Below are 11,520 nucleotides of genomic sequence, written 5' to 3'. Positions count from 1 at the left end.
GCGCGGACGCGCGCGGGGGCGGCGCTAGATTCCGCCGCGCCGCGTCGCCGCGCGTGCGCGGCGTGCCCCCCGATCCCGTCCCGTGCTCCGTCGTCTCGTCTCGTCACCGTCGTTGCGGCTCGTGCCCTTCCTGCTGGCGGCGGGCTGGCCCGCGCCCGCGCGCGCGCAGCGCGTGGTGCGCGGCCCCGCGCGGGCGGAGGCCACCGCGGGGAGCGCGCTCGAGGCGCACGCGCTCGCCCGCCAGCTCGACGCCGCGACCGCCTTCCAGCCCGTCGGCGCGCGCGCCCTCGCGGCGCGCGAGCTGCGCGCCCTGCTGGCCGGCGCCGCGCACCCGTGGGCCGGGCGGCTGGCCCCCGACGACTCGGGGGCCGCGGGTGCGACAATCTACCTGCTCCGGCCGTCGGTCGGGACCGTCGTCAACAGCAGCTTCCCGTTCGGCAGCAACGACGGCGCGCTGTGGGCGGGGCGGGGGATCACCGCCTACGCGAGCGCGGGCGCGCTGCTCGTCGCCGGGCCGCTGACGGTGCGGGTCGAGCCGCTCGTGTTCCGCGCGCAGAACGACGCCTTCCGCCTGTTCGAGGACCCGCGCGCGCCCGCCGAGGACCGCCTCCGCGAGCCCCTGGAGCCGCGGAACGTCGACCTCCCGCAGCGCTTCGGGACGCGGCCGTACCAGCGCGTCGACCTCGGGAACAGCGAGGTGCGGCTGGCCGGGCGCGGGGCGGCGGCCGGCGTCTCGAACGCGCTGGAGAGCTGGGGGCCGGCGGTGGACCATCCGCTGATCCTGGGCACCAACGCGCCGGGATTCGTGCACGCCTTCGTCGGCACCGACGGGCCGGTCCCGATCGGGATCGGCCGCCTGCACGGCCGCGTCATCGTCGGGCGGCTGGAGCAGTCGGCCCTCTCCTCGACGCCGGACTCGCTGGCCACGCGCCTCGCGAGCGGGATCGTCGCGACCTTCGTCCCGCGCTGGCTGCCGAACGTCGAGCTGGGGGGCACGCGCTTCTTCCACCGGCGCTGGCGGGCCGGCGACGTGCCCGGCGCCTTCCGTGTGCCCTTCGAGGGGCTGCTGTTCAAGGAGCGCAACCTCGACGTGGACGACACGTCGAGCACGCGCTTCCTCCCCGACAACCAGATCGCGTCGGCGTTCGTGCGCTGGCGACTCCCGCGCGCCGGCGCCGAGGTCTACGCCGAGTACGCGCGCAACGACGCCAGCTTCGACCCGCGCGAGCTGCTGACGGAGCCGGACCACGCCAGCGCTTACCTGCTCGGCCTCCGCAAGTCGGTCGCCCGCCGCGCCGACCGCCTGCTGGTCGCCTCGGGGGAGCTGGTCAACGCGCGGACCACGCACCTCGACCGGATCCGCCCGCAGGCCCGCTTCTACCAGCACGGCTTCCTCACGCAGGGGCACACGCAGCGCGGGCAGGTGCTCGGCTCGGTCGCGGTCATGGGCGGCGGCGGCGTCACGCTGCGCCTCGACGACTTCACCCCACGCGGCCGCGACCAGCTCGCGCTGGAGCGCATCGTCCGGCTGTCGCCGGTGGGCGAGGGGGCGCCGAGCGACACGGACGTCGACGTCATGCACTCGCTGCGCGCGGCACGAACGCGCTTCCGCGGCCCGCTCGACCTCACCGTGGGCGCGACGCTGACGTGGGAGCGGCAGCGCGACTTCCGCGCCGACGCCTTCAACGCCCGCGTGGACGCCGCCGCCCGCCTGGCCTGGTGAGCGCGCGGCGGGCGAGCCGGCTCAACGCCGGATCGCCACCGCCGCGACGATGATCGACGTGATGGCGCCGACGATCTGCACGGCCGCCGTCACGAGCTGCGACGCGTCGGCGCCGCTGATGTTCTCGGGACGCGCCGGCACGTGCACCCGCGAGCCGGGGAGCGGGTCGGGCACCGCGTCGGGGACGAACCGGCGGCGGCGCACGGCCTCCACCTTCCCGTTGGGCTGCACGACGTACACGCGGCCGAGGTCCGCGCGCGCGCCGCGCCCGCCGGCGGCCTGCACGTAGTAGTCGAGGTTCGCCCCCGGCTGGTACGGCACCGACGTCGGCGCGTTCACCTCGCCCTCGACGATGACCAGCGGGACGCGCGGCACGATGAGGATCGAGTCGCCGTCGAGCAGCGGCAGGTTGTCGCGGCTCCGTGCGTCGCGCAGCACTCGCCGCAGGTCGACGCCGATGCGCCCCTGCCGCCGGTCGGCGCGATAGAACTCCACGCCGTTGGCGTCCGCCTCCGCGGTCGGCCCGCCGGCGCGCGCGATCAGGTCGCTGAGCCGCTCGGACCGCGTGGTGAGCGTGTAGCGCCCCGGATACCGGACCTCGCCGCCCAGCCACACCGAGCGCTGGAGCTGGAAGCTCGGCTGCCGGAAGATCAGCACCTGGTCGTACGGCTGCAGCGGCGTCTCGGGCGCCGAGCCGGCGCGCGGACGCGGGTCCTCGCCGACGTAGCTGGAGTCGATCGGGACGCGCACCGTGGTCGCGGTGACGCCGCCGGTCCGGTTCTGCGGGAGCCGCGCGACCTCGGCCTCCGTGACCAGCGCGCCTTCCACCAGCCCGCCCGCGAGCAGGGTGAGGTCGCGCACCGTCATCCCCTCGCGCCACTGGAAGCGGCCGCCGTTGCGGACCGCGCCGGCGATGGCGACGTAGCGCTCGGGGCGGAAGTCCGTCGCCGAGAAGACCTGGATCTCGTCGTCCTCGCGCAGCTCGAGGTCCTCCATGACCGCGCCGGTCGAGTCGCGCAGCATCGCGCGCAGCTGCACGCGCGTGGAGTCCGACTGCAGGCGCGCGACCAGCACGCGGCCGAGGTAGGTGTCGGGCTTGATGCCGCCGGCGTTGCGCAGCGCCTGCGACAGGCGCAGCCCGGGCTCCCAGCCGATCTCGCCCGGGCGCCAGACGTTGCCGACGACGGTCAGCCGGTTGCGCACGCGCTCCGCGATGCGCGAGACGCGCACGACGTCGCCGTTGACCAGCGGCACCGCGGGCGCGGCCTGCTCGGCGGCCACGTCGACCACCAGCCGGTCGCGCCCCGTCGCGGTGCGCTCGGCCGGCGGCACCACGCGCTCCACCTGGATCCGCCGCGGCGCGGCGAGCGCCGTCAGCCCACCGGCGGTGCGCATCAGGTCCGCCAGCGTCTCGCCCGGCTTCAGCTCGTACGTGGCGGGGCGCAGGACCTCGCCGAGCGCGCGCACGCGCGCCAGGCGAGGCGGGACGAAGACGACGTCGCCCGACTCCAGCCGCACGTCGTTCGACGCGTCGCCGCGGACGAGATAGTCGTAGACGTCGAGCGCCCCGACGATCCGCCCGCCGCGGCGCACCTCGACGCGGCGCAGCGAGCCGTTCTCGGTGGGGCCGCCGGCCGCGTACAGCGCCGTGAGCGCGGTCCCGGCGCTCGACACGCGGTAGCTCCCCGGGCGCTCGACGTCGCCGGTCACGAACACCTGGAAGGAGCGCAGCTGCACCACCGACACCGAGAAGCGCGTCGTGCCGCCGCCGCGTCGCACGCCCGAGTACACCCGGCCGAGCCGCGAGTAGAGCAGGTTGTCCAGCTCCGCCAGCGTCAGGTTGGCCACGAACAGCTGGCCGACCTGCGGGATGACGATGAACCCCTCGCGCGTGACGGTCAGCGGGTACGACTGCTCGACGTCGCCCGTGAGCAGGAGCAGCAGGCGGTCGCCCGCGCCCAGCCGGTAGTTCCGGTCGACCGGGCCGGCCTGGTTGGCGTCGAACAGCGACGTGCCGTTCGAGAACAGGTCGAGCCCGAAGATGGCCAGCCCGCTGTCGCGCGCCATGCGCTCGAGGCGCAGCCGGTTCTCGCGCTCGAGCGAGTCGCGGCGCGCGTCGGCCGGGTCCTCCCAGCGGCGGGCCCGGAACGAGTCGGCCGGGGTGACGAGGCTGGAGTCCGGGATGCGGGCCGGGTTGCGGCGGCGCAGCGTGTCGATCGGGAGCGTGTCGAGCAGGAAGTCGCGGGCCCCGGTGCGCGGGGCGCGGGGCGGGCGGCGGCGGCGGAGCGAGTCGCCCTCGAAGCCCGCCTCGAGGGTGTCCGACCCCGTGACGCGGCGCATCATCGTCAGCTCGTCCTCGTCGGCCAGCCCGAGGATCTCCATCGCCTGGAGGAGCTCCGAGTTGGACGCGCGCGACGCGCCCCGGCGCGCCCCGCCGGCGCCGCCGCCCCCGCCCAGGTACTCGTCGAGCATCGACGTCGAGTACCCCTCGGCGCGGAGGCGCGAGCGGATCTGGTCGGGGGTCAGCCCGCTCGACCGGATGCGCTGCTGGAGCTGCGCGGCCAGGTCGGGGCGGTTGCGGAGGAGCTCCTCCGCCTGGGCGGGCGAGGGGCGCTGCTGCTGGGCGGCCGCAGCGAGGGGGGCACAAACGAAAAGGGCCGCAGCAGTGAGCAGCGGCCTCAACAGGCGCAGGGACATGACCTCGGGACGCTCGATGGGCGACGGGATCGTCGCGGCATGAGGAGTGGGCGCACAGGGACTCGAACCCCGGACCTCTGCTGTGTGAAAGCAGCGCTCTAACCAGCTGAGCTATGCGCCCGTGCGCGCGCCGGCGGGCCGTGCGCGCGGACCCGGAGTGTAAGCGGACGAGCCCGGGAACGGAAGTGTAGTGGGCCCTGTGGGATTCGAACCCACGACCGAGCGATTATGAGTCGCCTGCTCTAACCGCTGAGCTAAGGACCCGGCGCCCTAAACGTACACGGCCGGATCGCGGTGCGCCGCGACCGCGTCGTAGGCCTCCAGCACCTCGTCGGCGCTCACCGACTGCGCGCCCAGCTTCCCGACCTCGACGCCGGCCGCGAAGTTCGCCACCACGGCCGCCTCCTGCGGCGTGGCGCCGGCGCCGAGCATGACGGCCAGGTACGCGGTCACCGTGTCCCCCGCGCCCACCACGTCGTAGACCTCGCGCGCGGTGGTCGGGACGCGGAACGGCTCGCCCGCGCCCGAGAGCAGCGCCATCCCGTGCTCGCCCAGCGTCAGCAGGAGGTGGTCGACCCCCAGCCGCGCCAGCGTGGCGGGGAGCGCCTCGGGATGCGCGAGGTCCACCGCCGCGCCCAGCGCGGCCTCCAACTCGCGGCGGTTCGGCTTGAACACGGTCGCCCCGCGGAACGCGAAGAAGTTCCGGAACTTGGGATCGACCACGATCGGGATGCCGGCCGCCCGCGCCATCGCGATCGCCGGCTCGATGACCCCGGGGACGAGGACGCCCTTGTTGTAGTCCTCGAGGACCAGCGCCGTCGCCCCCTCGAGCGCCGAGCGGACGGCGGCGAGCACCCGCGCCACGTCGTCGGGGCCGAGGTCCGCGTCCTCCTCCTCGTCGAACCGGACCACCTGCTGGCTGCGGGCGAGCACCCGCGTCTTGGTCGTGGTCGGCCGGCCGACGGTGACCAGCGCCGAGGCGTCGGCCCCGATCCCCCCGAGCACGTCGCGGAGGCGCGCGCCGGCGAGGTCGTCGCCCACCGCGGCGACCAGCGCGCACCCGGCGCCCAGCGCGGCGACGTTCTGCGCGACGTTCGCGGCGCCGCCCAGCGCCTCCTTCCGCTCGCGCACCCGCACCACCGGCACCGGCGCCTCGGGGGAGATCCGCTCCACGTCGCCGCGGAGGTAGACGTCCAGCATCGCGTCGCCGACGATCACGACGCGCTGGCGGGGGGCGGCGGCCAGCAGCGTCTCGAGGCGCGCGCGGGCGAGGTGGGCGGCGGGCATGGGCGGGAACGCTACCCGAGCCCGTCGGGGCGGTCAACGCGTGGCGGGCACGGCCCTTGCCCGACGCGGAGTCAGCCGCACGCCGGCGTCCCCTCCGCCCCCACGTGTGACCGCACTCGCCGCCCGCCTGAACGCCGCCGCCCAGGGCACCGTCCTCGGCGTCCAGAACTACGTCCGCCTCGCCTGGAACGCGCTGCGCTTCGTCTTCGCGCGCCCGTTCTACGCGGGCGACCTGGTCCAGCAGATGGACGCGATGGGCGTCCAGTCGCTGGGGATCGTGCTCCTCACGGGGTTCTTCACCGGGATGGTGCTGGCGCTCCAGTCGTCGGTGCAGCTGCGGACCTTCGGCGCCACCCAGTACATCGGCAGCCTCGTCTCGGCGTCGATCATCCGCGAGCTGGGGCCCGTCCTCGCCGGCCTGATGGTGGCCGGGCGCGTCGGCTCGGGCGTCGCGGCGCAGATCGGGTCGATGAAGGTGACGGAGCAGATCGACGCCCTCAACACGCTGGGGACGGACCCGATCAAGAAGCTCGTCACCCCGCGCGTGCTCGCGGGGCTGATCATGCTCCCCGTGCTCACCGTGCTCGCCGATCTGGTGGGGATCCTCGGGGGCAACGTGATCGCGCGCGTCTACGTCGGCCTCCCCAGCTCGTTCTACTGGCGGACGGTGTGGGAGCAGATCGCGGGGGGCGGCTTCTCGTTCGGCTTCATCCCCAACGACTTCATCCAGGGGCTGATCAAGCCGTTCGTGTTCGGCGGCATCATCGCCACCACGGCCTGCTACCACGGGCTGGCCACGACGGGCGGCACGGAGGGGGTCGGCGTCGCCACGACGCGCACCGTGGTCGCGGCGAGCATCGCGATCCTGGTGTCCGACTATTTCCTCACGCAGCTCCTCCTCTCGGTGCTCGGCGCGTGACGCAGCCCGGCGACGCCGACGCCCGCGGCCGCGAGCCGCGCCGCACCGGTCCCCGCGACTTCACGGAGACCACCGAACGCCGCGTGCGCGCGACGATCCGCGACGCGCTGGCCGAGGCGGGCGGGGAGGAGCGGCCGCGCGCCGAGGACCCGGGGCCGGCGGAGGGCGCGGTCATCGAGCTGGAACGCGTGCACCTCGGCTTCGGCGACCGGGTGATCCTCGAGGACGTGTCGTTCCTCGCGCGCCGCGGCGAGACCATCGCCGTCGTCGGCGAGTCGGGGACGGGCAAGTCGACCACGCTCAAGCTGCTGCTCCGCCACCTGCAGCCTGACAGCGGCCGGGTGTACATCGACGGCGAGGACATCGCCGCCCTGTCGTTCACCGAGGCGCTGCGCGTGCGCCGCCGCATGGGGATGGTGTTCCAGCAGGCGGCGCTCTTCGACTCGCTCACCGTCTTCGACAACGTCGCCTACCCGCTGCGCGAGCACACGGACTACGGCGACGACGAGATCGAGGCGCGGGTGCGGGAGAAGCTCGCGTTCGTCGACCTCGACCCCGACCGCGTGATGGACCAGCTGCCGAGCGAGCTGTCCGGCGGCATGCGGAAGCGCGTCGGCGTCGCGCGGGCGATCGCCAACGACCCCGAGATCATGCTCTACGACGAGCCGACCTCGGGGCTCGACCCGCTGACGACCGGCACGATCACGCGACTGATCATGAAGCTGCAGCGGGAGCTGCAGGTCACCTCGGTCGTGGTCTCGCACGACATCCGCTCCGTGTTCCGCATGGCCAGCTACGTCGCCGTGCTCGCCGACCGCCGCATCCGCTTCTTCGGCACCCCGGAGGAGATGGCCGCCAGCGACGATCGGTACATCCAGGACTTCCTCGGCGGCTTCTGACCGCGCCCCACACGCCATGCGACGCAACAGCGCCATCACCTGGGAGCAGCTGCGGGTCGCGGCCGTCATCCTCGTCGCCCTCGTCATCCTCGGCTTCGGCGGGTACCGCCTCGGCCAGGCCGCCCACCTGTTCGGCGACCGCTACCGGCTGATCGCGTTCGTGCCGAACGCCAACGGGCTGCGCGTCGGCGGCGCGGTCACGGTCGCGGGGCAGCTGGTCGGCAGCATCGTCGGGATCGACTTCATGCCGCCCGACGCCGACAGCACGCGCAACCTGCGCGTCACGGTGGAGCTGGACGGCGCGGTGCAGTCGCAGGTCCGCGCCGACTCGCGGGCCAAGCTGCGCACGCAGGGACTCCTCGGCGACAAGGTCTTCGACATCTCCCCGGGGACGCCGCGCTTCGCGGCGCTGCGCGCGAACGACACGCTTCCCCTCGCGCCGTCGCTCGACTACGACCAGATCATCGGCCAGGCCTCGGGCGCGGTCGGCGACGTGGTCGAGCTGACGCGCGACCTCCGCGGCATCACGGGCGGGATCGCGAAGGGGGAGGGGACGGTCGGTCAGCTGGTGACGAACCGTACGCTCTACGACGAGCTGTCGGGGACGCTCTCGCAGACGAACGCGCTCCTCCGCCGCCTCCAGAGCCCCAACGGGACGGTCGGCCGCCTGCTCGACGACCCGGCGCTCTACACCAACCTGGTTCGCGTGACGGCGAGCCTCGACACGGTGACCTCGGGGCTGGCGCGCAACGAGGGGACGGTCGGCAAGCTGCTGCGCGACGACTCCCTGTACGTCCGCCTGGTCGGGATCACCGCGGGGGCGGATTCCCTGATGCGGCTGCTCACCAGCGGCGACGGGCTCGCGGCCAAGCTGCTGAACGATCAGCAGAGCTACGACCAGCTCAACCGGGCGCTGACGGAGCTGAACGCGATCCTGGTCGACGTGCGCCGGAACCCGGGTCGCTACACGAAGGGGCTGATCAAGGTCTTCTGAGCGTCGAGCGTGGAGCGTCGAGCGTCGAGGGGCGCCCCTCGACGCTCGACGCTCCACGCTCGGGTCGCCCAGAGGAGGCGGACCGGCTCGATGCCGGCCTCGACCCTCTTTGCGCGCCGGCGCTGTTAGATTTCCGGCATGCGAACGCTCTCGCTGGACGTCGTGGCGACGCGGGGTGGCGTCGTCGAGTCCCGCCACCGCGTGCACGCGGCGGTGACGGACGCGGCGGGCCGGCTCGTGGCGTCGGCCGGGGATCCCACGACCGTCACCTTCTGGCGGTCGTGCGCCAAGCCGTTCCAGGTGATGCCGCTGCTGGAGAGCGGGGGCTTCGACCGGGCGGGCTGGGGGGACGACCACCTGGCGCTCGCCTGCGCGTCGCACGGCGGGGAGCCCGAGCACGTGACGATCGCGGAGCGGATGCTGGCCTCGCTCGGGCTCGAGGACGGGGACCTGGCGTGCGGCCCCCACGAGCCGCTGGCCGCCCGCGGCGCCCGCGTCCTGCGCGAGGCGGGGCTGCGTCCGACCCGGCTGCACAACAACTGCTCGGGGAAGCACGCCGCCATGCTGGCGCGCGCCGTGACCGAGGGGTGGCCGCGCGAGGGGTACGAGCGGCTGGAGCACCGCGTGCAGCGCGACTGCACCGACGCGGTGGCGCGCTGGACCGGGATCCCGGCCGACCGGCTGCAGTGCGCCGTGGACGGGTGCGGGGTGGTCGTCTACGCGCTGCCGCTGGACGCGATGGCGCTGGCGTTCGCCCGGCTCGGGGCGGCGACCGAGGACGTCCCGCAGCGGATCCTCCACGCGATGCGCACGCGCCCGTTCCTGGTGGGCGGCACGGATCGATTCGACACGGTGCTCATGGAAGAGACGGACGGGGCGGTGGTGGCCAAGATCGGGGCGGAGGGGGTGCACAGCGTGTCGGTGCCGGGGCGCGGGCTCGGGCTGGCGGTGAAGGTCGAGGACGGGGCGCCGCGCGCCCAGTACCCGGCGGTGCTGCGGCTGCTGCAGGCGCTCGACGTGCTGCCGGCGGCGCTCCCGCCGCGCCTCGCCGAGGTGCTGTCGAAGCCGGTGCGCAACACGCGCGGCGAGATCGTGGGCGAGCTCGCCCCGGCGGCGTGAGCGCGCCGGCGGAGGGGCGGGTGCGTTCGACGGCGCCGAGCCGCGTCGCGGGGAGCGGGGCGGAGGGGGCGGACGACGCCATCCTGACGTCGCTCGACGCGCCGACGCGGGCGCTGGTGCGGTTGGCGGCGATCATCGCCGACGCCGACGAGCGGACCATGCGGGTCGCGCTGGAGCACGCCGTCCACGCGATCCCCGCCGAGTGGGTGGAGGAGCTGATCCTGCAGAGCTACCTGTTTGCCGGCTTCCCGCGGACGCTCAACGCGATGCGCGCCTGGCGGAAGGCGTCCGGGCGTCGCGCGCCGGCGTCCGACCCGGGGGCCGACCTCGCCAACGCCCCCGCGTGGGCGGCGGAGGGGGAGGAGACGTGCGCCGCCGTCTACGGGCCGTTCTACGAGCGGCTGCGTCCCAACATCCGCGCGCTGCACCCGGCGCTCGACGCGTGGATGATCGTCGACGGGTACGGCAAGGTGCTGTCGCGGCCGGGGCTCGACCTCGCGCGGCGCGAGCTCTGCGTGATCGCGGTGTGCGCGGTCGCGCGGCAGGACCGGCAGCTGCACTCGCACCTGCACGGCGCGCTGCACGTCGGGACGCCGCCGCAGGTGGTCGAGGACGCGCTCGACGCGCTCGCCGACCTGATGTCGGACGAGGACCACGCGCGGGCGCGGCACCTCTGGTCGCACGTGCGCGCCACCCAGCAGGCCAGCTGACACCGGACGACTCCGCATGTTCATCGATCGTGTCGTGGTCCGCGTCGAGGCGGGCACCGGGGGCTCGGGCGCCAGCTCGTTCCGCCGCGAGAAGTTCGTCCCGATGGGCGGCCCGGACGGCGGCGACGGCGGGCGCGGGGGCGACGTGCGCGTGCGCGGCGACCGCAACCTGACCACCCTGCTCGACTACACCTACCGCGACTCCTGGAAGGCGGAGCGCGGCGAGCACGGGTCGGGCTCCAACAAGACGGGCCGCTCGGGCGTCGACGTCGTGCTCCCGGTGCCGCCCGGGACGATCGTGCGGGACGCCGACTCCAACGAGTTCCTGGGCGAGGTGCTCGAGGACGGGCAGGAGATCGTCGTCGCGCGGGGCGGCCGGGGCGGGCGCGGGAACGCGAAGTTCGCGACCGCCACGCACCAGGCGCCGCGCGAGTGGGAGCCGGGCGACGAGGGCGGCGTGCGGTCGCTGGAGCTGGAGCTCAAGCTGATCGCCGACGTCGGGCTGGTGGGGCAGCCGAACGCGGGAAAGTCCACGCTGCTGTCGGTGATCTCGGCGGCCCGCCCGAAGATCGCCGACTACCCGTTCACGACGCTCGCGCCGAACCTCGGCGTCGTCGCGCTCAGCGGCCACCGGACGTTCGTGGTCGCCGACATCCCCGGGATCATCGAGGGGGCCGCCGAGGGGAAGGGGCTCGGGCTGCAGTTCCTGCGGCACATCGAGCGGACGCGCGTGCTGGCGTTCCTGATCCCGATCGACGCCTTGGACTGGCAGGCCGAGTACGACCAGCTGCGCCGCGAGATCGCGGCGTACTCCGAGGAGCTGGCCGCAAAGCCGCACTGCGTCGTCTTCACGAAGCTCGACCTGCTGGGCGAGCACTACGTCCCCGAGATCGAGGCGCCGGGAACGTTCGGCATGTACGCGGTGAGCGCGGCCGGGCGCGAGGGGCTCGACGTGCTGCTGGCGGCGTGGTGGGAGCAGCTGCTGACGCTGCGCACGCGCGAGCACGTGCGTGTGACGCCGGTCGAGCTGCCCTGACCGAGGCACCGGGCGTGGTCGCGCTCCTGCCGGTCGGCCCCGCCGCGCCCCCCGCGCCCGACGACCGCCGCGCGGCGCTGGCGCTGTTCGCGGCGCCGGGCGTGGGGCCGGTGCGCTGGCGCGCGCTGCTCGCGCG

9 protein-coding genes and 2 tRNA genes are annotated in these 11,520 nt (G+C 74.5%); 7 read left to right on the top strand and 4 right to left on the bottom strand.

Going from position 1 to position 11,520, the window contains the following annotated elements; genetic code table 11:
- Positions 1-82 precede the first annotated feature (82 nt).
- Positions 83-1,723 (top strand): hypothetical protein, encoded by a 1,641-nt coding sequence (locus tag PYV61_RS12565; RefSeq protein WP_275831985.1) that lies wholly within the window; start codon positions 83-85, stop codon positions 1,721-1,723.
- A 21-nt stretch (positions 1,724-1,744) separates the two neighbouring features.
- Here the strand turns inward: PYV61_RS12565 and PYV61_RS12560 are convergent, their stop codons facing one another.
- The 4 genes from PYV61_RS12560 to PYV61_RS12545 all read right to left on the bottom strand — a co-directional run bounded on the left by PYV61_RS12560 (position 1,745) and on the right by PYV61_RS12545 (position 5,707).
- Entirely contained in the window at positions 1,745-4,420 is a 2,676-nt protein-coding gene (locus tag PYV61_RS12560; RefSeq protein WP_275831983.1) for an SLBB domain-containing protein, read from the bottom strand.
- A gap of 47 nt (positions 4,421-4,467) precedes the next feature.
- Positions 4,468-4,541, bottom strand: a tRNA-Val gene (locus tag PYV61_RS12555).
- 70 nt (positions 4,542-4,611) lie between these two features.
- Positions 4,612-4,684 (bottom strand) — tRNA-Ile (locus PYV61_RS12550).
- A gap of 6 nt (positions 4,685-4,690) precedes the next feature.
- Positions 4,691-5,707, bottom strand: a complete 1,017-nt coding sequence (locus PYV61_RS12545) for a PfkB family carbohydrate kinase (protein WP_275831980.1) — start codon at positions 5,705-5,707, stop codon at positions 4,691-4,693.
- A 106-nt stretch (positions 5,708-5,813) separates the two neighbouring features.
- Here PYV61_RS12545 and PYV61_RS12540 point away from each other — a divergent pair, with 106 nt between their 5' ends.
- The 6 genes from PYV61_RS12540 (at position 5,814) to obgE (ending at position 11,384) form a co-directional block, all read left to right on the top strand.
- Entirely contained in the window at positions 5,814-6,626 is an 813-nt protein-coding gene (locus PYV61_RS12540; RefSeq protein ID WP_275831977.1) for an ABC transporter permease, read from the top strand.
- Positions 6,623-7,525 (top strand): ABC transporter ATP-binding protein, encoded by a 903-nt coding sequence (locus PYV61_RS12535; RefSeq protein WP_275831976.1) that lies wholly within the window; start codon positions 6,623-6,625, stop codon positions 7,523-7,525. Before PYV61_RS12540 ends, PYV61_RS12535 begins: the two co-directional genes overlap by 4 nt.
- Before the next feature lie 16 nt (positions 7,526-7,541).
- A complete protein-coding gene (locus PYV61_RS12530) occupies positions 7,542-8,519 on the top strand; it encodes an MlaD family protein (protein ID WP_275831974.1) in 978 nt (325 codons plus the stop codon).
- A 138-nt stretch (positions 8,520-8,657) separates the two neighbouring features.
- Entirely contained in the window at positions 8,658-9,638 is a 981-nt protein-coding gene (locus PYV61_RS12525) for an asparaginase (protein ID WP_275831972.1), read from the top strand.
- A complete protein-coding gene (locus PYV61_RS12520) occupies positions 9,635-10,348 on the top strand; it encodes a carboxymuconolactone decarboxylase family protein (protein WP_275831970.1) in 714 nt (237 codons plus the stop codon). The genes PYV61_RS12525 and PYV61_RS12520 overlap by 4 nt, the downstream gene beginning before the upstream one ends.
- A gap of 16 nt (positions 10,349-10,364) precedes the next feature.
- Positions 10,365-11,384, top strand: a complete 1,020-nt coding sequence (gene obgE / locus PYV61_RS12515) for a GTPase ObgE (RefSeq protein WP_275831968.1) — start codon at positions 10,365-10,367, stop codon at positions 11,382-11,384.
- Positions 11,385-11,520: the final 136 nt, after the last annotated feature.

The organism is Roseisolibacter sp. H3M3-2 (assembly GCF_029211165.1).
In the GTDB taxonomy this organism is placed as follows: Bacteria; Gemmatimonadota; Gemmatimonadetes; order Gemmatimonadales; family Gemmatimonadaceae; genus Roseisolibacter.
The sequence above is the reverse complement of the archived record's forward strand: the minus strand, read 5'-3'. Positions and strand labels throughout refer to the sequence as shown.